Annotated in this window: 17 protein-coding genes; 2 read left to right on the plus strand and 15 right to left on the minus strand. The window is 61.4% G+C overall.

Annotation, left to right across the window (positions count from 1 at the left end; all coding sequences use genetic code 11):
• Positions 1–13 precede the first annotated feature (13 nt).
• The 13 genes from asnB to AC1Q6P_RS02295 form a co-directional block, all read right to left on the minus strand.
• Positions 14–1960 (minus strand): asparagine synthase (glutamine-hydrolyzing), encoded by a 1947-nt coding sequence (gene asnB, locus AC1Q6P_RS02235; protein WP_492662848.1) that lies wholly within the window; start codon positions 1958–1960, stop codon positions 14–16.
• A 56-nt stretch (positions 1961–2016) separates the two neighbouring features.
• Positions 2017–3114 (minus strand): glycosyltransferase family 4 protein, encoded by a 1098-nt coding sequence (locus tag AC1Q6P_RS02240; protein ID WP_492662849.1) that lies wholly within the window; start codon positions 3112–3114, stop codon positions 2017–2019.
• A gap of 101 nt (positions 3115–3215) precedes the next feature.
• Entirely contained in the window at positions 3216–4439 is a 1224-nt protein-coding gene (locus AC1Q6P_RS02245; protein ID WP_492662850.1) for a glycosyltransferase, read from the minus strand.
• A 223-nt stretch (positions 4440–4662) separates the two neighbouring features.
• On the minus strand, positions 4663–6123 hold the full coding sequence (locus tag AC1Q6P_RS02250) for a hypothetical protein (RefSeq protein WP_492662851.1): 1461 nt from the start codon (positions 6121–6123) through the stop codon (positions 4663–4665).
• Positions 6124–6219: 96 nt separating this feature from the next.
• On the minus strand, positions 6220–6873 hold the full coding sequence (gene epsI / locus AC1Q6P_RS02255; RefSeq protein ID WP_492703039.1) for an exosortase-associated protein EpsI, B-type: 654 nt from the start codon (positions 6871–6873) through the stop codon (positions 6220–6222).
• A 19-nt stretch (positions 6874–6892) separates the two neighbouring features.
• Positions 6893–7777, minus strand: coding sequence for an exosortase B (gene xrtB, locus AC1Q6P_RS02260; RefSeq protein WP_492662853.1), 885 nt, complete (start codon positions 7775–7777; stop codon positions 6893–6895).
• 43 nt (positions 7778–7820) lie between these two features.
• On the minus strand, positions 7821–8726 hold the full coding sequence (locus AC1Q6P_RS02265; protein ID WP_492662854.1) for a polysaccharide biosynthesis tyrosine autokinase: 906 nt from the start codon (positions 8724–8726) through the stop codon (positions 7821–7823).
• A 24-nt stretch (positions 8727–8750) separates the two neighbouring features.
• Positions 8751–10169, minus strand: a complete 1419-nt coding sequence (gene epsF, locus AC1Q6P_RS02270) for a chain length determinant protein EpsF (protein WP_492662855.1) — start codon at positions 10167–10169, stop codon at positions 8751–8753.
• A 15-nt stretch (positions 10170–10184) separates the two neighbouring features.
• Positions 10185–11054 (minus strand): polysaccharide export protein EpsE, encoded by an 870-nt coding sequence (gene epsE, locus AC1Q6P_RS02275; RefSeq protein WP_492662856.1) that lies wholly within the window; start codon positions 11052–11054, stop codon positions 10185–10187.
• An 8-nt stretch (positions 11055–11062) separates the two neighbouring features.
• The gene (locus tag AC1Q6P_RS02280) at positions 11063–12079 is read right to left on the minus strand and encodes an EpsD family peptidyl-prolyl cis-trans isomerase (RefSeq protein ID WP_102767581.1); all 1017 of its coding nucleotides are present in this window, start codon (positions 12077–12079) and stop codon (positions 11063–11065) included.
• 327 nt (positions 12080–12406) lie between these two features.
• Positions 12407–13138 (minus strand): bifunctional demethylmenaquinone methyltransferase/2-methoxy-6-polyprenyl-1,4-benzoquinol methylase UbiE, encoded by a 732-nt coding sequence (gene ubiE / locus AC1Q6P_RS02285; RefSeq protein WP_171825719.1) that lies wholly within the window; start codon positions 13136–13138, stop codon positions 12407–12409.
• Between the two features lie 67 nt (positions 13139–13205).
• Entirely contained in the window at positions 13206–13637 is a 432-nt protein-coding gene (locus tag AC1Q6P_RS02290; protein WP_492662857.1) for a gamma-butyrobetaine hydroxylase family protein, read from the minus strand.
• A gap of 185 nt (positions 13638–13822) precedes the next feature.
• The gene (locus AC1Q6P_RS02295) at positions 13823–15385 is read right to left on the minus strand and encodes an FAD-binding oxidoreductase (RefSeq protein ID WP_492662858.1); all 1563 of its coding nucleotides are present in this window, start codon (positions 15383–15385) and stop codon (positions 13823–13825) included.
• A 307-nt stretch (positions 15386–15692) separates the two neighbouring features.
• Between AC1Q6P_RS02295 and AC1Q6P_RS02300 the strand changes: the two genes are divergently transcribed.
• The gene (locus tag AC1Q6P_RS02300) at positions 15693–17801 is read left to right on the plus strand and encodes a putative bifunctional diguanylate cyclase/phosphodiesterase (RefSeq protein WP_492662859.1); all 2109 of its coding nucleotides are present in this window, start codon (positions 15693–15695) and stop codon (positions 17799–17801) included.
• A 102-nt stretch (positions 17802–17903) separates the two neighbouring features.
• Here AC1Q6P_RS02300 and AC1Q6P_RS02305 read toward each other — a convergent pair whose 3' ends face one another.
• Together AC1Q6P_RS02305 and AC1Q6P_RS02310 are read right to left on the minus strand one after the other, a co-directional pair.
• Entirely contained in the window at positions 17904–18044 is a 141-nt protein-coding gene (locus AC1Q6P_RS02305) for a hypothetical protein (RefSeq protein ID WP_171825715.1), read from the minus strand.
• A 152-nt stretch (positions 18045–18196) separates the two neighbouring features.
• Complete coding sequence (locus AC1Q6P_RS02310; protein WP_492662860.1) at positions 18197–18715, minus strand: DUF1993 domain-containing protein; 519 nt, start codon at positions 18713–18715, stop codon at positions 18197–18199.
• Between the two features lie 261 nt (positions 18716–18976).
• Between AC1Q6P_RS02310 and AC1Q6P_RS02315 the strand changes: the two genes are divergently transcribed.
• Positions 18977–19735: a sulfite exporter TauE/SafE family protein gene (locus AC1Q6P_RS02315; RefSeq protein WP_492662861.1), complete on the plus strand. Its 759-nt coding sequence runs from the start codon at positions 18977–18979 to the stop codon at positions 19733–19735.
• Positions 19736–19760 lie beyond the last annotated feature (25 nt).

Below are 19760 nucleotides of genomic sequence, written 5' to 3' on the forward strand. Positions count from 1 at the left end.
AACATGCCTGACCTCAAGCGTTCAAAGACCCCATCCATCGTCGATGCCAGCTCGCGAACATGACGACCGTCCACAAGCGCTCCGCCTGACCTGCCTCACCTTGCAGATGCTTGTGCCAAGACTCATCCACTGGAGCCATATCCAGCAAATCGGTCAGCTCCCGCCGCGCATAGGTCAAGGCATGTTCGGCAAACTCACGGAGCTCATCGCGGAGCCAAGCCCCCACCGGGACTGAAAACCCCTGCTTCGGCAGATCAACCAAATCCCGCGGCACAAAACGGAACAGCAGTTCACGCAGCACCGATTTGAGCTGAGCTGGCCCGGCTTTCAAATCCGGATCCAGTCGCCAAGCCAACTCCACCACGCGGTGATCCAGCAAAGGACTACGCGCTTCCAACGACGCAGCCATGCAAGCCCGATCCATCTTCACCAACAGATCACCCGGCAAATAGTGCTGGGTTTCCCAAAACTGCATCCGTTCCGACGGAACCAAATTCAACGACTCCGCCGCATCGAGCAAAGCCTCAGTTCGCTGAACGGAACCCAGCTTTGCCGCCAGCGGCGGATCATGCCAGTACGTCAAGAACATACGGTCACGATCGCCTCCGGAAGGATGGCCCAACGCTCTCGCCAACTTCTGAACCTTCGAGCCCAACAAACGTGGCCGACGCTTCTCTGGCATCCATCCAGCCAAGCTTGTCCATACGGGCTCAGGCACGGCTTGCATACCGCCACGCAATGCACTTCGCATGGGGGCAGGCAACTTGTACAGATGGCGCAAAGCTCCGTGCTCGTTGCGATAGCGCACATAGCCACCGAAAGCCTCATCGCCTCCGTCACCCGTGAGCGACACCGTCACATGCTGTCGCGCGAGCGCTGCCAACACGGTGGTCGGAATCTGCGAAGCATCGGCAAACGGTTCATCGAACACCTCGGGCAATCGCTCCACAGTCGCCAAGGCTTCACGCTGAGTCACGTACAACTCCGTGTGCTGCGTGCCCAGGTGCTTTGCCACCGCACGAGCCACCGGCACCTCATCGTGAGAGCGCTCCTCGAAACCAATGGAAAACGTTCGCGTCGGCTGACTCGCCTGCTCCTGCATCAAGGAGACAACCAAGCCCGAATCAATCCCCCCCGACAAAAAGGCGCCTACAGGCACATCTGCCACCATGCGTTCACGTGTGGCCAGACGCAAGGTATCCAGCAAAACATCCTGCGCCTCGCGAGGATCGGCAATGCGGGCTCCCTGCCCTGCACGGGCCACCTCAGTCAGGCTCCAGTAACGGAGGCTGCGCCTCGCGCCGTCACGGTTGATAGTTAGCAATTCACCGGGCATGACCTTGCTGCACGATTCAAAAATGCACAGGTTGTCGGCCACATAGCCATAACGAAGAAAGCCCTCCAAACCGGCTGCACTGATCTGTGGCCGAAATCCCGGCAGGGCCCAAAATGCCTTCAGCTCCGAGGCGAACGCCAGCCCTCGATGCGTCTGTGCCAAGTACAAAGGCTTCTTTCCCAATCGGTCACGGCAAACATGCAGCTGCTGCTCTTGGGCATCCCACAAAGCAAATGCAAACATGCCAGCGAAACGCTTGACCGCATCCAAAACACCCCATTGCAGGAACGAGTTGAGCATCACTTCGGTGTCACCACTGGATCGGAATCGATGGCCCAATGTCTGCAACTCAGCGCGCAGAGTTTTGAAGTTATAGATCTCACCGTTGAAGACGATCTGGAATCTCTGATTGGACGAGGCCATGGGCTGATGCCCTGAGGGCGACAAATCCACAATCGCCAATCGCCGGTGAGCCAAGGCCAATTGCTGCGCTGCATCCACCCAAACCCCCGCATCGTCAGGTCCTCGATGCTTCTGGCGCCATGCCATCGCCAGCGCCATCTCCTCAAGCTCAGCCCCAGTTTGGTGGTCCTCACGCCACCAGAAACCCGATATCCCGCACATTCACCCTCCCCTTGCTTGTGACGGCCCGGTTCATTCCGCGCTCGACACCTCTGCGCTCACACGACTTGTTTTTCCAAGCCCGCCAGTCCCGCATCTCTGTACAGGGCCCCCAATTCGGCCAAAACGACAGGAATGGCAAATCGGTGCTCCGCCCGATGACGCCCCTTTCGCCCCAGTTCTGCAGCCAACTCTGGCGACCGAAGGACTCGCTCCAAAGCCTCTCGAAGACTCTCCACATCCCTGGCCTTGCACAAGAGACCCGCATCACCCATCGATTCGGCGACCCCCCCCACATCAGAAGCCACCACGGGCACACCCCAAGCCATGGCCTCCAAGATTCCCACAGGCACCCCTTCGTGATACGAAGGAAGAACAAACACATCCGCTGCGGCCAACTCACGAATCTTGGTAGCGCCGTCGATCCAGCCGAGGAACTCCACCCGCCCTTCTATTCCCAGTTGTCTGACCCTCGCCTGCACCGCAGACAAATCGCCATCGCCCGCACACACCAGCAAGGTGTCGGGGAGCGCCGCATTCAAGGCGGTAAAGGCCTCCAGCAGCTCGTAAATCCCCTTCTGGGGCCACAACCGCGCCATGAACAGGATTCGCGCCGGAACCGCAGCGCGGTGAATATGCAACTGGCTCGCATCAGGAATCGCGACGGGGTTGTCGATCGCCGAGTATCTGGCCAAAGGCTGAATCGCACGCAACTGTTCTGCCCAGACCTCACTCAGCACCACCACCCGATCCACCGACACCAAGGTCTCGCGCACCGCCGCTTGCGAAGCAGCTGACAGGGATTTCTCGTACCACTGCACAAAAGAGCCATCGTGAATATGCAAAAAGGTCTTGCATCCAAATCGCCGTGCCAAGCCCAGGTACAGGCGCTTGCGCCAAAAGCTTCCACGCGCCGCGGAATGAGCATGAACTGCGGCCACACGACCTGAGGCCAACCAAAACAACAAGAGAACCAAGGCCTTTGAAGCCATCCACAACTTGTTGAGCGTGCGCTTGTGGTGAAAAGACGCGAGGTACCGCGTGGGCCACTGGCCAGCCAAGCCACCGGCGAAATAGGAGTTCACAACTGCTGACATGCCCCCTAGGGCACGCAGGTCATTGCCCACCATCAAGATGAATTGATTGGATTGACTCATAGGGTCTCAAGCATGGTGCACGACAACAGGTTCAAAAGGGGTACTCGAGCATGTATGCAGGTCAAGTCACCACCAGAGATCGCATCAGGGAAGAACCGCCCCTATCTCGAAACGAGAGGGATGAGCTTTGCATACGTCGCTGCAAGTTGTTCCGCGAGCACCGCATAGCTGCGATGTGCAGCAACGTACCGCTGTCCGGCACGCCCCCTTCGGCGGGCATCCTCCGGAGCATCCAGCAATTCCAATGCTGCGCGAGCCAATTCGTGCGATACAAAAGGCACACAATGGCCGGCATCGCTTTCTCGCATCACTAGTTCTTGATCTGGCAGATCATTCGCCACCACCGGCAAGCCCAATGCGAAATACTCTGCAAGCTTGGTGGGGCTGGAAACGTCATACAAGGGCCCGCGCGGGATGATAGAAATACCCAACTCCGCCCGCTTCATACAACCCAAAGCTTGAGCCGGGCTCAGCCACCCCGTGAAGTGAACACAGTCTGCGACTCCCAACTTGTGCGCTTTCTCCTTCAATTGCACAACATCATGGGCATCCATGGCACCGCCAACCATCAGCAAAAGAACCTGAGGCAGGTTGGCTTTAATGTGCACGAGCGCCTCTAGCATCACCGCAGGTTGCCGAACCCGATCCAATGCGCCGGCATAAACAATGACACGGCGGCCTTGAAGGTGCGCAAGCGTCTCGGCGGACGGTAGCTCGCAGTTAGCAACCTCCTCGAGGTCAACCCCCATAGGCACCGCGGTAAGCCGATTTGGACTGATACCGCGAGCAACAAACAACTCAAGCATCGCCTCACTCTGAACAAAGATATGGTCAGCTCTAGGCAAAAGCCATCGGTACATCAGTAGCGAACTCAATTTGGCACGAAGCTGGTGAATGCCAAAGCCAAAAGGCCGACGTCGCCATTCGATATGGTCCGCAGCTTCTTTTCGAAGTTCAGGCTTCGGGTAAGAAACCCAGTAAAAGAATGGCAGGCTCGCTCGACGCGCGGCAGCCATGCCAATTGCTCCGGCAAAGATTCGGTCTCGGACTTGTACCGCCGCATATGCGCCGCTGCGTGCGAGAGCAAACAAGCGCAAGTCATGCCCCAAAAGTTGAAAAGGCCTCAGCCAGCGGCGAGCACTGCTCTTAGCCAGATGCAAATTCCCTGGAGGCCATGGTGTAGAAGCCACGCCGAACTCGTGCTGTGAAAACAAATCACTGAACACGCCATGGCGCGGCAGGTACTTCCCAAACAGCACGCGCACGTCGGCGCGAAAACTGGGATGGGGTTCCTTGGTGACAAAGAGGATTCTTCGCGGTGTCATTTCGAAGGCATCCTCCGTAGAGCCTTGGGGGCCAAACCAGAACTTGCACTGACGCCGGTGTCGAATTTCATGAACAGCCTTTGCAGGCAATACCTTGGCTAAACGGAAATGGAGCTTGCCCTTTCGGCCGCAGGCGTGCCGGATTCGGCCTCACGCCGCAATTCACCTGAAGCTCAATGAGGTACGCGCATGCACCCGGATTCGCAGTTGCAGCGGAACCACCTCACAGCGCTGCGTAGTGCATCGCGCCTGCCTGTGCGCCAGCACCCCGTGCGCGCTGAGCAGCCATTCGCCCCGCGAGCGCACACACGCCAAGTGTCAAGGCGAACACGGTGCCATGCGAGCCGAAGGAAATGATGCTGTTGTTGTACGGCAAGGCGATGACGCAAACCACCAGCGAAATTTCTGCCAAACGGAACCAATCCGCGAGCTCGGTACCCTCGTAAGCCTTGATACCAAGTTGCAGGCTGCGCCAGGCTGCGACATACATTCCCAGGTACAAGCACAAACCCATCACACCCAGATCCCAAAGAATGGTGGAGATCGTGGTCAAGTCAATGGCCAGGAACGGGTAAGTAAAGTTCAGATGCCCAGGAAAAATCGCGTTAGTCCCAGCATAGGAGGCGCCGAGACCATGGCCGAACATGGTTCCTACGGGGTCATGGAAGCCATGCTTTGCAGCCCAGAAACTGAGCACCGTGGAACGATTCAATCCACCACGACCGTCGTAACCCACGGAGCCGAAGTTGTAAGCGAGAGAGTTGTCCAGGGCCTTCTGAAAATCAGCACCGTTGACCTCGTTCAGGCTGATGTAACGGAACGCCAATGCCAGCGTTGCCAGCAAGATCACCGCGAATATCGCCAGTGCACGGGCGCGCGTGAAGTGGCCACGCATGGCAACCAACAAGGTGAACGGCAGAACAAGTACGACCACCTTGGTCTCACCCAAAGCCAAGGGCGCGCCAAACAGAGCCAAACCGAAAAGCATGCGCCACAAGCCGATGCGTTCAGCCAGCCACAAGCGAATCACGGCGACCACTGCCACCACCATGAACAAGGCCATCACCCCACTCGCGCCACCGCCCGTGGCGCTGCCTTCGAAGATGCCTGCAACCGCATCAAAGGCTGCAGCACTCACCACACCACGATTGGGAACAACGACAAAAAACTGATAAAGACAAAAAGGTAAATGCAGCACTGCCACCCACACCATGGCTCGATAAGTCAGCCTCAGGTCCTTCACCATGAACGGCAACACCGCCATGGCAAAGAACACTCCCCAGGTTTGGAAATACCGCTTGAACCCGGCCATCAATTCAGCCGGATAGCTCGATACAAACGCAGAGCTGATCAGCACATACGCAAGCAGTAGCAAGACCAACCAAGCCAAGGGAGATGGAGGCAGGCTTCGCTCATCTTCCGGGGCAAAGAGCTGTACCGCTGCAAGCGCCAGCAATAGCAAACTGACGGCAGAGAAAGCCCATGTGACCTTGCCCAACGTCGGTGCGAACTGTTGAATCGGCCCATTGATAACAAGGAATCCGACCACCACGGTCCAAAAGCACAAACGCCACTGCGTCAACATCAGGAAGCCAAGCAAAGGCCCAACAACAGCCGCCATGAGGATGGGGCTGCCAGTGGACGTCACGAGCCCAGCCAGCACCGCGATGAAGAGCAGCGCCATCGTCACCCAAACCACACGGGCTGGGGTGCCGACGCGCTTTCCCGGCTTCGGTCGCCCTAGAGACCATAAAGCCGGCAATCGAATCACCCTCACGACTCAAACACCAAACACGCGCCGGCGCCCAGGCTGCGCCATGGACTGAAACAAGGCGTCAACAAAGGCGTTGTGCACCAAGTATTGCGGCTCGACCACTGAATTGATCGAAGACACTCGAACAAGCATGCCATCAGCGATCAAACCTCGTACACCAAAGCCAAGCTGAGCGAGCTTGTTCTCGGTGCTGGTCAATGCCACTTGGTCGCCCACAATCATCCAATATGAAATGGGCTCAACACGGGCATTCATACGGGCCACCAGACGCCGCACCGGCAGTTGGCGTTCAGAAAGCGAAATCGCATCCACTTTGTTGGACAAGATGGTGAAACCCTGACCGGGATAACAGTTCTCGGGACGATGAATTTTGGTGCCGTCCGACTGATCTCCGCCGTAAGCTACCGACAACATGATGCGCTCGCCCTTGTCGTTGATGTAGCTGCGTGACAAGGTCTGGTTGTAGATCACGTTCAACGCGGCTTGGACATCGGGCGACGGCAGGACCACGGGCATGCTGGTATCAACACGCCAACTGCCAAATTGGCGAGGGAACAAAGTCTCCAGATCCATCTTGGGCAATTGATCGGACACATGAACGGTCGGCTCCATACGGTAGGCCCCGTAGGCCGACACCGCCATCATGGCCAAGGCAGACATAGCGAAACGTCGCTGCATATCATGCCGCCTTTCGGAAACGGCCGAACAAGCGACCCGCCAAGCCGATCAACTTGTCCGTTATGAACATCAAAGTCAAGGCGACAAAAAATAGAACCATGCCGGCGAAGTCATGAACAAACCCCTGGCCTGCTGCGTCGCCATAGTGATACGTGACCAAAATCAGGATGATCACGCGCGTGATGTTGGCCACGATTGATATTGGAATGAGCGCCAGAGCCAGTGTGATATTCCGAGGCGCCGACGTGTAGTTCATGATGTTCATGTACACCAAGCCCAAGGCTTCCAACGTGAACATGGAGTTCAATCCAGCACATGCATCCGCGACCAGAAGCTGATATTGCCCCACGGTGATCATCACACCGGAGCGACCCACCGGGTAATCAAATGCAGCAAGAAACGAACTGGCTGCAGCTGAGACCAAGGTCTTCAAAGGAGTGGTGATGGCCGACACGAGAAAGTCAGGCAAGGGCACCATGAAGAGCAAAAAGAACAAGGGGAACCAAATGGCTCTGACTGCACGCCCGCCCTTGTAGAGCAAGGCAATAGCCGCCAGTACAGCGATCTGCGAACTGACTTCGAACATCAAGATCGTTTGAGACCGACCAAATGCATAGAGTAAGACGGCGAAGCCCAACAAGGCGAATCCGGAGATCGGAGCTGCCTGAGCCTCGAGGTCATGCAACTTTGGGAGTGCCTTGTAGATGAACCACCAAGCCAAGGCCAAGATGATGGGGCCGTGTCCCTGCTCGGTAAGATGCCACTGCGTAGTGGCCAAGTCGTAGTACGTCGGTAAGTACAACAACAAGAACCCTGCAAGCACCATGCCCCAGGCCAACCAATCAACGGTAGGCGCGACCCCCTTTGAAGTCTGTGCAGTCGGCACGTGACTTGCCCTCGAATTCGCAGCAGTCATTGGTCTCAATGCCTCAGAACTCGTTCAAGACAACACCAGCCACCTTGATCGGTCCACCGGAGATGACCGCAACAAGGTCCTGCAAACGCTTGACTCGACTGGAGTTCTTTCGAGCAAGCACCAATGCTGCGCCGCATCGAGCAGCAATCACCGCTGCATCCGTACCTTGAGAAGCCGCCGGGGTATCCACCACAACATGGTCGAACTTTGCAACCAACTCACGCATCAGCAAGCCAAATGCAGGACGTTCAACAAGTTCCACCGGATTCGGCGGCGTGTTGCCACAGGGCAGGACGAAAAGCGAAGGAACACCTTCGACCTGCTGGATGATTTTGGATTCGGCACGGCCAGACAAAACACTGGACAGACCAACATTGTTTTCGATATTGAAGACTTGATGCTGCCGCGGGCTACGCATGTCCGCATCAACCAACAGAACTCTTCCACCCAATTGAGCCAGTGTCACTGCCAGATTGGCGGCGAAATACGTCTTGCCATCGGCCTGATCGGCGCTGACGACCGCAATGGCGCGACGTGGCTCGCCTTCATTGCACAGACGCATAATGATCTGGCTGCGCAGCGCACGAAACACCTCAGCCTGTTCGGAAAACGGCTCATTCAATGCGATAAGTTCAGGATTGACCTTTCGCTGTTCCGCCGAAGCATAGGGATAGTGAAACTGCTGGGAGAGCGCAACAAACACATCGTCGATGCTGGCGTAGCCCAAGGCCACGGCCGCCTCGCCAAAACGACTACCGTTCTCGCGCTGATGGACGAGGATCGCCTCCACCTGCTCCGCCGAAAGATTGCGGGTGTCACGGATGATGTCGCCAATTGAACGATCTCGCACCCGAGTGTCGTCAACTTCCGTCGCCGAAGACCTGTCTTTGCTCTCGACCTCAGCCGAAGCGGTGTTCACATACGTTTCCATAGACTGGTCTGATTAGGCGTTGGGGAGTTGCGAGATCACTCGCTGCTGAAACAGTGCGTTTGTTTTTCTGCCTTGCGCATCTTTGAGCGTGGGCTTGGGCACTACACCCAACACTGGCAGACCCAAGCTTGCGGTCAGGTCTTCCGGCACGCGGATTCGCCGATCCGTCATTTCGACCACCATAGCGCCGCCAACAGCAAGGACTACGCCCAAGACCACCGAGAGCAGAGTGTTCAAGAGCACCCGGGGTGAAGAAGCAATCAAAGGCGGTTCTGCTCGGGTAAGGATCGACACATTGCTTTGAGTCAACTGGCTTTCAAGGCTGGTTTGAGTCAGGCGCGCAGAGACCTGGTCATAGGCCCGTTGAGCTGTGTCGAGGTCCCGCGACAACACGGCGCCTTGATCCCGCAGGACTTTGAGCTTCTGAACCTTGATGCGCTGTGCATCCAGTGCACTCTTGATCTCTGCTTCACGCTGACGATTAATGTTGTTCGCCACCGAGACACCACTGGTCACGCGCGAGATTTCAGCATTGAGCTTGGCGCGCAGTTCGGTCACGTTCGCCTTGGCTTCAATCACTTGAGGATTGCGTTCACCCAGCTTAGCGTTGAGTTCCTGCAGTCGAGCCTCCATACGACCGATATCAGCTTTCAACCCACTGATGAGCGGATTGCCAAGCACTTCTTGCATGCGATCAGCCTGTTCGCCACGAGCCTGAGCCTGCCGACTACCCGACTCAGCCGAAAGAGACTGCATCATGACCAACTGGGTCGACAACTCATTCAGTCGGCTACTTTCAATATCCAAACGCTCATCATTGGCCATGATGCCGTTCTCGCGCTGAAAGTCAGATAGACGGGTCTGCGCTTTTTCCAGAGTCTCGCGCGCCTCTTTGACTCGCTGGTCAAAGAACGCCGAGTACTGCTTTGCAGGATCCACCCGCATTTCAATAGATGTATCCAAGAACGCCTGAACGAACTCATTGGCTACACCTGCCGCAAATTTAGGATCTTGGGCGCGGTAGAACACGGTAATGACATTCGACTCACGCGAGGGGCGCACATCCATATTCTTCTGGAACATGTCTGCCAGCCACTGCTCAACGGTACCCTTGCCGCCCGTCTCCTCTTGCCACTGACTGCGAATCTGTGGGTTATCCGCCAGCTTCAGGTTGCGCACGACTCGCATAGCCACACGATCACTCTGGAGGATGTCAATTTGCGTGGCCATCACAGCGGGACTGACCATGCCTTGATACATCACCGCAGAAACTGGGTCAGGCTTGGCATCAATCACCACGGAAGCAGCCGCCGAATACTGCTTCGGCATCAACAAGCTGATGATGAGCGTTGTAAGGACGGTCAGAAGAAACACGGCAGCGACGATCTTCCATCGAGCTACCACCACTGCAAAAAACTGTCTGATGTTCATTCTCAGGCCCTTGGATCAGAACAAGCTCTCTTTGACGTACACAACATCCCCATCCTTCAAACCCTCATCCATCGGGAGCTGGAGAACTTCGACCTTGCCGTCGGGGCCTTTGCGGTGGACGCGGATGCCTTTTTCGGTGCCGCGTTGGGTGATGCCGCCGCCGGTGGCGAGCGATTGCATCAGGGTCATGCCGCGTTCCAGGCGCATGGGGCCGGGGCGTTGCACTTCGCCGTAGATATAGACCATGGGGGCGCGCTCGACCCAGATGACGTCGCCGTTCTGGATCAGCACATCCTGCTCACGGCCGCCCGCAGCGAAGATGCGCGGCAGGTCGATTTCCAGGCGGTAGGGTTGGCCGTTGCGGGTGCCGCTGAGCACCAGCACTTCGGCGCCCGTGACGGCGATGCCACCGGCGTTGGCCAGCAGATCGGTCAGGCGCATGTCGGCGGTTTCGATCGGGTAGCGGCCCGGGCGATTGACCTGGCCCAGCACGCTGGCCTGGTTGCCCTTGACCTGCAACACCACCACGGTGACTTGCGGGTTCTTGACGAAATTGCCGTCGCGCAAACCGTCGGCGATCAGTTTCTCGGCTTGAGTGGCACTGAGACCACCGATGCGGATACTGCCCAGCAAGGGAAAGGAAATGACGCCGCTCTCCGACACCCGGGTTTCCAGGGTCAGGTCTTGATTCTGGTACACGGTGATGCGCAGCACATCGCCCGAACCCAGGCGATATTCAGCCGGAGCGCTGGCGCCGGGCAAGGCGGCAGCCGGGGCTTGCGCCTGCGCCGAGGCAGCCACCGACAGGGCACCCAGCAATGCCAGGGCCGCCGCAGCCACCCGGGCCGGGCGCGAAGGAGCGAAGGTCAGGAAAGACGACGTCATGTTGAAACTCACTTGAGACCCATGCCCTTGGAGATGTCAGCAGCATTCAGACCGCTGGCGGCCGGAGCAACCGGATCGGCAGCCACGGGCGCCGCCGTCGGAGCCGGCGTGGCGGCTGCGGCCGGGGCGGAGGCGGCGGCGCCCTTGGCACCCGGCGCGCCTTCGGCAAACTTGCCGATGTAGTCGATCTTGGCGGCTTCGCGCAGGCCCTTCAGGTCCTTTTGCACCAGCTCAGCCTTGCGCTGATTGACCAGGAAGGCCTCGATGGCCGGGCGGGCCCGGGCCTCGTCGACCGGCTGGCTGCGCGAGCCGACCAGGAACAGCACGGTGATGCCATTGGCGGTCTGGGTGACCGCCGAGTCGCCGTCCTTCATGCGGGCGATCGACTCCAGGCCGTTGAGCGGCAATTGCTCGGCGGCGCGCACTGCCTGGTTGGCGGTGAAACGGAAATCATTGGATTTCAGATACTCGGCAAACTCGCCAATATTCTTGGCGCTTTCGAGTTTCTGACGCAGCTGACCAAATTGCTCGGGTTTGGCTTCAATCGCCAATTCCTGCAGGCTGTAAATACGGCGGTCTTTGAACAGCGCGGGTTTCTCGTTGTAATACTTGCTGACTTCTTCGCTGCTCGGCTTGGCCACCGATTCACCGATGCGCTCGACGTAGGAGCGGGCGATGATTTCGCGCTTGGCGGCTTCGATTTGCTGCACGACACGCGGGTCGCGGTCCAGTTTCAGCTCCTGGGCCTTTTGCACGGCCAGTTCCTGCTCGATCAGACGCTCCAGCACCTGGCGGCTGGCCGCTTCGGCTTGTTCGGGCTTGAGGCCTTGTTGGCGCTGCAGGACGAAGTTGATCTGGTGAACGGTGATCTCTTCCTTGTTCACCTTGGCAGCCGTTTGCGAGGCCTTGTCCGACTTCTTGTCGTCACCGCAACCACTCAGCATCACGGCCACCACGGCGGCGGCCACCGCGGCCACGCGCAGGCCCTTGAAAGCGGAAGCGTTCTCTTGATTCGTCAGGTACATGGCTTGTCTTTCTCTCTTCTAGCGCGGTGCCCCGAGCCGGGGCCCCAAAACTGATGCTGCAGCGCAGCAAGCTACCTCGCCCACGCTGGGACGAGCGAGTGTAACTTTGGAAAATGACAATTCGCCCCCCGGGAAACCGGCAATCAGGGGGGCGCCCCTCACGGATTACCCGCGGTATTTCACGGGCGTGCCCAAGAATGAATCGACAGCCCAGGGAATACCCTCGCGCCACCGGGATTCGGCGGCAGGCACTGTTTCATTTCGGTTTATGACAAATCAAGGGCTGGGGCGCCTTGCGCACAAATACTCAAGCTCCCCACCATCACATCAGCACTTGATGCCGACATGCAGAGCCACCACCCCGGCGCTCAGGTTGTGCACATCGACATGGCCGAAGCCGGCCGTCTTCATCATGGCCTTGAGCTCCTGCTGGCCCGGGTGCATGCGGATGGACTCGGCCAGGTAGCGGTAGCTCTCGGCGTCGCCGGCAATCATCTGGCCCAGCTTGGGCAGGATCTTGAAGGAGTACCAGTCGTAGGGCTTCTGCAGCGGCGCGGCCACCTTGGAGAACTCCAGCACCAGCAGGCGGCCGCCTGGGCGCAGCACCCGGCACATCTCGGCCAGAGCCACATCCTTGTGGGTCATATTGCGCAGGCCGAACGCCACGCTGACCAGATCGAAGCTGCCAGCCTTGTAGGGCAGCTTTTCCGCGTCACACAGATTGGTCGGCAGGATCAGGCCTTCGTCGAGCAGGCGGTTGCGGCCCTGGCGCAGCATGGCCTCGTTGATGTCGGTGTGCACCACCATGCCGGTTTCGCCCACCTTCTTGGCAAAGGCACGCGACAGATCACCGGTGCCGCCGGCAATGTCCAGCACCCGATCGCCGGCCTTGAGGTTGGCCACGGCCACGGTGTAGGCCTTCCAGGCGCGGTGCATGCCCATGGACATCAAGTCGTTCATGACGTCGTACTTGGACGCCACCGAGTCGAACACGCCGCGCACACGGCTGGCTTTCTCGCGCTCGTCAACGGTCTGGTAGCCGAAATGGGTGCTGCTCATGATGAATGGGTCTCGCGGGAAATGGGTGGGCTGAAGCGCTGTGGGCCGGTTTGGGCGAGGCTTCAGTTCAGTGATGGCTGTGGCTGGCGCAGCCATGGCCGCCGGCCGGCGCCGGGGCGGCCATGTCGGCATCGCGGCTCAGGCCGGCCGCGGCCAGGCGGGCTTCGTAATCGGCCCAAAGCTGGGCCTGCCGCTCGCCGAGCTGGTACAGATAGTCCCAGGTGAACAGGCCGCTGTCATGGCCATCGGAAAACTGCGGCCGCACGGCGTAGTGGCCGACAGGCTCCAGGCCAGTGATCTGCACCTCGCGCTTGCCGGTCTGCAGCACCTCCTGACCCGGGCCATGGCCTTGCACCTCGGCCGAGGGGCTGTAGACCCGCATCAGCTCGAACGGGATGCGAAAGCGCGCGCCGTCCGAAAACGCCACCTCCAGCACGCGGGACTGCTGGTGCACGGTGATCTCGGTGGGGCTGGGGGTCTTGGGGCTGAGGCCGGCCATGGTCAGGGTTGCAGTGGATGCAATTCAAAGCAGAGGCATGCAGGCGGCCCGAGAGACTCGGGAAGGAAGCGCAGACAAGGTCCATACCAGCGGCGCATCACAGCCCGAGCCGGGCCGCCACAAAGGGCGCCCAGTGTAACTTTGCCCCACCCTTGCCGGCGCACGCCCTGCCGGCAGCCCGGATATCACAGCCCTTGCACGGTCTGGAACAGGCCGCTGGGGTCCTGCGCCTGCTTGATCTGCTGAAGCCGGGCCAGATGGCTGCCATGGTAGGCCGGCAGCGGGTCGGCAATGCTGGCATCCGGGTAATTGAGATAGGCGCGGCCACTGCTCCAGGGCCGCATCAGCTCGCGCAGGCCGTGGGTCCAACGGGCCCCCTCCTCCACCGCCGATGCGGTGGCGAAAGGCGGCAGCTCCACCCCGTACTGGGCGCTGAACAAGGCCGCGCGGTGCGGAAATGCCGTGGCCTGATGTGAAAGCTGGGCGATGGCCCCACCCATCAGATTCAGGATCACCCCGCCCGAGCCCTGGCCGCGCCGCGCACGCAGGGCGTCGGCCAAGGCCCGCTGGCCCTCGGGCGGCAGGGCTTGGTCGTAAAAGTCCGAGCTGGCCGCCATGGTCACGCGACCGAGCCGCCCCTCCGGGTTCTGCGCTGGCAGATGGCATTGCGCCAGGCTCAGGCCGGCGCAATCGCCGAGCAAGACATCCCGGTAGCTGCGCGCCTGCAGCGCGGCCGGCGCCAGACCGGTCCGGTTGATGCGCGCCAGCAGCGCCTGCCAGATCGGAGAAAACTGCGCCGCGTCGCTGTGAGGGCCCAATGCCAATCCCCAGAGGCGCCCACCCTGGGGCGACACCGCCAGCTGCGACCAGGCCGAGCCGGGCAAACCTTGCTCCGGCCAGCGCTGCCAGGCGGCCAGCACCGCCTCCAGATCGTCCAGGCCGAAGCTCGCGCTGAACTGCAGCAATGGCCCCACCGCATGGCTTTGAAAGCGCAGCTCGGTCAGCACACCGAAGCGCCCGCCGCCGCCGCCGCGCAAGGCCCAGAACAGATCGCTGTTGCGGCCGGCATCGCAGACCAATGCCTGACCCTCGGCATTGACCACGGTGGCGCCAATCAAAGCGTCGCAGCTGAGGCCGTAGGCCCGGTCCAGCACCCCAAAGCCACCGCCGAGGGTGATGCCGGCAATGCCCACGCTCAAGCAGCTGCCCGAGGGGATGCAGCGGCCCTGGCTGATCAAGCCCTCGTAGACATCGGCCAGGGTGGCACCGGCGCCGACCACGGCCACCTCGCCCTCCAGCCTGACCCCGTTCATCGGCCCGACATCGAGCACCAAGCCCGGCCCGGTCGAGGCGCCCAGATAGCTGTGGCCACCGCCACGCAGGGCCAGAGGCATGGCCTTGCGGCGCGCAAAGGCCAAGCCCGCCGCCACATCGGCCGCACTGGCGCAGCGCAACAGACCCAGCGGACGCAGAGCGTCATAACGGGCATTGGCGACCAGGCGCCGGGTGTCGTAGCCGCTATCGCCGGGGCGCAAGACTTGCCCTGCACCTTGGGCTTGCACCTGGGCGGCCAGAGCATCCCAATCGGCATCCGGGCTGGGCCCCGGTGCGGGCGGCGGCGCCGGCGCAGCCTCCACCACGCCTCCACTTCGGCCGCCACCCCCGCCGCCACAGCCGGCCAGCCCACCCCCCAGCACCGCCGCCGCAGGCCAAGCCGCCCCGCGGGCGAGAAAACGCCGTCGATCCATCTTGCCCTCCTCCTCGAGTCGCAAAATACCAAACGACACCCAATTTAAGACCAGTCTAGAACCAAATTGATAACAACCATGTCAGGGCTTGTGCCGAGCCCGGTTGGCGGCGGACCTCAGGGCTGTGCGAATGGCAGCCTCGGGAATGAAAGAAAAGCGAAAGTTCTGCAACGGGCAACCGATAGAGCTTGAAGCCATGAAGTGTTGAGGCGGCGCAGCACAAACGCGGCGCCGGGAGCTGTTCCCCGGCGCTGCCGCGCGCCAGGCTTTGATGTCCCATTCCCCAGCCCTTCGATTTCCTGCATCCATGTTTCTTTCGCCCCTGCAAGCCCTGGCGCGCCTGCGCATCGGTACCCGCCTGGCCCTGCGTTCCGTGCTGGTGCTCTTGCTGCTGACCCTGGCTGGGCTGAGCCAGCTGGAACGCATGAACCAGCTCTCGGTGGCCCTGAACGAGCTGGCCAGCCAGCGCCTGACCCTGCTGCATTTGTCGGAGGACATCAGCGCGCAGGCGCACAAAACCTCGCGCAAGCTGCTGGTGCTGATCAGCGCGCCGCGCGAACAGCGCATTGCGGCCTACCGCGAGGCCGACGCGGCCAACCGGCAGATCGACCAGGATCTCAGTCGCCTTGGTCAGCAATTGCGCGGTGCGGCCAGCCGTCGGGCTTTTGCAGAATTGAGCCAGGCCCTCGATCAGTACCGTGCGGCCTATGGCCGCAACATCGACCTGATCGAGGCCGATGACCTGAACGCCGCACGCGCGATGATGGCGCGTGAGACCGAGCAGGCCCTGGACCAGCTGGCTCGCGCTGCCGACCGTCTGCTCGAACTCCAGCAGAAAGATACGGCCGACCATGCCCACGAGCTGCAGGACGAGATCCGCAAGGACCGCCAGTGGATGCTGATCCTGGGCGTGCTGGTGGTGGTCTTCAGCGGTGCGCTGGACGGCGTGGTGCGCCGCTCCATCACCGTGCCCTTGGGCCATGCCGAACAGGCGGCCCAGCGCCTGGCCGCCGGCGACTACAGCGCGCGCGCCGAGCTGCAGGGCCAGGACGAGGTGACCCGCGTCGGCCAGGCCCTGAACACCCTGGCGGCCGCCGTGGGCGAGCGCGAGCTGCGCCTGCGCCGCCTGGCCAACACCGATGCCATGACCGGCCTGGCCCAGCGCGCGCGCTTTCTGGTCGAGGCCAACGAGCTGCTGCAACAGCGGCGCAACCAGGGCGGCCTGGCCTCCTGCCTGCTCTGCCTGGATCTGGACCGGCTCAAGACCATCAACGCCCTGCTCGGCTTCGATGCCGGCGATGCCGTGATCCGCCGCGCCAGCAGCCATCTGGCCGAAGCCCTGGGGGCGCAAGCCCCGCTGGCCCGCCTGGCCGGCGGCACCTTCGCCGCCCTGCTGCAGGTGCGCGACGCCGCCGACGCCCAGCTGCAGGCCGAAAGCCTGCGCCGCGCCATCGAGCAGCCGCTGGACTGGCAGGGCCAACGCCTGGACCTGTCCATCTCCTGCGGCGCCGCGCTCTGCCCCGAGCATGGTCATGAGGCCGAGTCCCTGCTGCGCCAGGCCGAGCAGGCCTTGTTCGAATCCAAGCGTTCCAAGGCGGCGCTGCGTTTCTACAGCAGCGGCACCGAGCAAGCTCGCCAGCAAGACCTGACCCTGGCGTCGGACCTGCAAGCGGCCCTGCAGGGCGAGCAGCTGCATGCCTATCTGCAGCCCAAGCTGCGCCTGGGCAGCGGCGAGCTGGAAGGCGCCGAAGCCCTGGTGCGCTGGAAGCACCCGACCCGCGGCTGGGTGCCGCCGGGCGAGTTCATCCCCTTTGCCGAGCGCACCGGCCGGGTCAGCCAGCTGACGCGCTGGATGCTGGGCGAGGCCTTGCGCTTGCTGGCCGAGCCACGCATGGCCGGCCTGCACATCGCCGTCAACATCTCCACCCAGGATCTGCAGAACGGCGAGCTGCTGGACTTTCTGCGCGAGCGCCTGCAGCAGCACGACGTCGACCCGCAACACCTGACCCTGGAGCTGACCGAAACCGGCCTGATGGACAGCAGCGACGACCCGGTGGCCCTGCTGCATGGCCTGCGTACCCTGGGCGTGCGCCTGTCGATCGACGACTTCGGCACCGGCCACTCTTCGCTGGCCTATCTGCAGCGCCTGCCGGTGGATGAGCTCAAGATCGATCGATCCTTTGTGCGCGAGGTGGACCTCTCACCGCGGCGCTACGAGCTGCTGGAAACCATCGCCCGCCTGGGCCACAGCCTGGGCTTGACGGTCACCGCCGAAGGCATCGAGCGCGAGGGCGAGCTGGATGCGGTGCGCCGCGTCGGTTGTGACCAGGTGCAAGGCTTCCTGCTGGGCCGGCCGATGGACTTCGAGTCCTTCCTGGCCTGGCGAGATGCGCGCGAGGCTGCTGCTCCGGCATGAAAAAAAAGCCACGTGGGCATGGAGCACACGTGGCTGGGTCCTGCGGTGTGTGAGGCCCGAAGCGACGAATGTTTCGCCGGGCTTGGGGCCTGCCTGTCCTTCTTACTTGGCCTTCTTGCTGCGATCGGGCACCACGGTGGTGACCGTGGGCATCACCGCGCCGGATGAAATCGGCTTGGGCGGAGAGCTGTCCTTCTTCGGCTTCTTCGCTTCCTTGTTGCTCTTTTGCTGACCTTTGGCCATGAGTCGCTCCTCAGTTGGCGTGCCTGCGGCACAGATGGACGATGGGGTGTTTCCAGCGAACTCGAAAAACCGTGCAGCAGTGTGACATGAAGCGGGCTCAGGCCCGGGGTCGGCGCAGCCAGCTGCGCCTCAAAAACGCCTCAGACGCTGCCTCAGAAGGCGCCCATATAGTCCTTCTTGCCCAGCTCCACGCCGTTGTGACGCAGGATGGCGTAGGCCGTGGTCACGTGGAAGAAAAACTGCGGCAGACCATAGCTCAGGAGATAGGCCTGGCCGGCGAAGCGGCGCTCTTTCGGCGTGCCCGGGCGCAACACCACCTCGCGGCTGGCGGCCTCGGCAAAGGCCTCGGCAGGCAGGCCATCGATGAAGGCCAGGGTGGCTTGGATGCGCGCCTGCAGCTCGGCAAAACTCTTTTCCTCGTCCGCCACGCTGGGCACCTCGGCGCCAGCCAGGCGGGCGCTCACGCCCTTGGCGAAATCGCAGGCGATCTGCACCTGGCGCAGCAGCGCGAACATGTCCGGGAACAGGCGCGCCTGCAGGAACACCTGCGGGTCGATATTGCGCGCTGCGGCATGGGCCTCGGCCTTGCTCAGGACATCGGCCAGGCCGCCCAGCATCTGCTTGAAGACGGGCACGCTGGCTTGGTGCAGGACGGGGGTGGATGCGGTCATGGCGGCACTTTCTAAAAAGGCGGTTGGGGAAACATGGGAGCGATGGGCCTGCGGCCCGGCGCCGCGCATTCTGTCAGCCCCGTGTGAAAGCCGCTGGCGCCGCACCGAATGACCGGATAGGTCAGCATCTCAAACCTCATATATGCAAATTCGGATAAGCAATCTACAAATAAATGGTTTGTATATATATGAAGACTGCATAAAGTCCGCCCCCTGAGACGCAGACCTGCGCCTCAGCAACTGGGAGCAGATGTGGACTGGATGGCAATTGCAAGTGGATTTGGCGTCGGCGCCATCGTCGGTGTGACCGGCGTGGGCGGCGGTTCGCTGATGACGCCGCTGTTGCTGTCGGTGTTCCGGCTCAGCCCGGCCGTGGCCATCGGCACCGATCTGTGGTTCGCCGCACTGACCAAGATGTCCGGTTCGGTCGCCCACGCCCGCCACGGTCATGTGAAATGGGGCCTGACCGCCCTGCTGCTGGCTGGCAGCATCCCGGCCTCCATCGCCACCGTGGCCCTGATGCACGCCACCGACATCACCAAGGGCTGGGCCAGCACACTGACTTTTTCCCTGGGCATTGCCCTCTTCCTGACCGCCCTGGTGGTGGCCTTCAAGAAATCCTGGCAAGCCGTGGGCCTGCGCCTGGAACGCCACATCCCCGAGTCGCGCAAGCCGGCGCTAACGGTCGCGGCCGGCGTGCTGCTGGGCGTGCTGGTGTCCTTGTCCTCGATCGGTGCGGGCGCGATCGGCGCCACCCTGATCCTCCTGCTCTACCCGCGCCTGGAGGCGCGCTACATCGTCGGCAGCGACATCGCCCACGCCGTACCCCTGACCCTGGTGGCCGGCATCGGCCATGCCACGCTGGGCCATGTCAACTGGACTTTGCTGCTGCCCTTGCTGATCGGCTCCATGCCCGGCATCTGGTTGGGTGCCCAGCTGACGCGACGCCTGCCCGATGGTGTGGTGCGCGGCCTGCTGTGCGGCTCCCTGCTGCTGGCCGGCTGGAAAGTCATTCACTAAAGCCCCGCCCGGCCGAAACCCCTTC

The organism is Roseateles sp. GW835-FHT13E02 (assembly GCF_058794035.1).

Coding starts and splice junctions, on each gene's coding strand:
- AC1Q6P_RS02290 (WP_492662857.1), bottom strand. CDS start 13,637: ATGGCCGGCCTCAGCCCCAAGACCCCCAGCCCCACCGAGATCACCGTG.
- AC1Q6P_RS02315 (WP_492662861.1), top strand. CDS start 18,977: ATGGCAATTGCAAGTGGATTTGGCGTCGGCGCCATCGTCGGTGTGACC.
- asnB (WP_492662848.1), bottom strand. CDS start 1,960: ATGTGCGGGATATCGGGTTTCTGGTGGCGTGAGGACCACCAAACTGGG.
- epsE (WP_492662856.1), bottom strand. CDS start 11,054: ATGACGTCGTCTTTCCTGACCTTCGCTCCTTCGCGCCCGGCCCGGGTG.
- AC1Q6P_RS02310 (WP_492662860.1), bottom strand. CDS start 18,715: ATGACCGCATCCACCCCCGTCCTGCACCAAGCCAGCGTGCCCGTCTTC.
- AC1Q6P_RS02250 (WP_492662851.1), bottom strand. CDS start 6,123: ATGGCGCTGCTCTTCATCGCGGTGCTGGCTGGGCTCGTGACGTCCACT.
- ubiE (WP_171825719.1), bottom strand. CDS start 13,138: ATGAGCAGCACCCATTTCGGCTACCAGACCGTTGACGAGCGCGAGAAA.
- epsI (WP_492703039.1), bottom strand. CDS start 6,873: ATGTCTGCCTTGGCCATGATGGCGGTGTCGGCCTACGGGGCCTACCGT.
- AC1Q6P_RS02295 (WP_492662858.1), bottom strand. CDS start 15,385: ATGGATCGACGGCGTTTTCTCGCCCGCGGGGCGGCTTGGCCTGCGGCG.
- AC1Q6P_RS02280 (WP_102767581.1), bottom strand. CDS start 12,079: ATGTACCTGACGAATCAAGAGAACGCTTCCGCTTTCAAGGGCCTGCGC.
- epsF (WP_492662855.1), bottom strand. CDS start 10,169: ATGAACATCAGACAGTTTTTTGCAGTGGTGGTAGCTCGATGGAAGATC.
- AC1Q6P_RS02240 (WP_492662849.1), bottom strand. CDS start 3,114: ATGAGTCAATCCAATCAATTCATCTTGATGGTGGGCAATGACCTGCGT.
- AC1Q6P_RS02305 (WP_171825715.1), bottom strand. CDS start 18,044: ATGGCCAAAGGTCAGCAAAAGAGCAACAAGGAAGCGAAGAAGCCGAAG.
- AC1Q6P_RS02245 (WP_492662850.1), bottom strand. CDS start 4,439: ATGACACCGCGAAGAATCCTCTTTGTCACCAAGGAACCCCATCCCAGT.
- AC1Q6P_RS02300 (WP_492662859.1), top strand. CDS start 15,693: ATGTTTCTTTCGCCCCTGCAAGCCCTGGCGCGCCTGCGCATCGGTACC.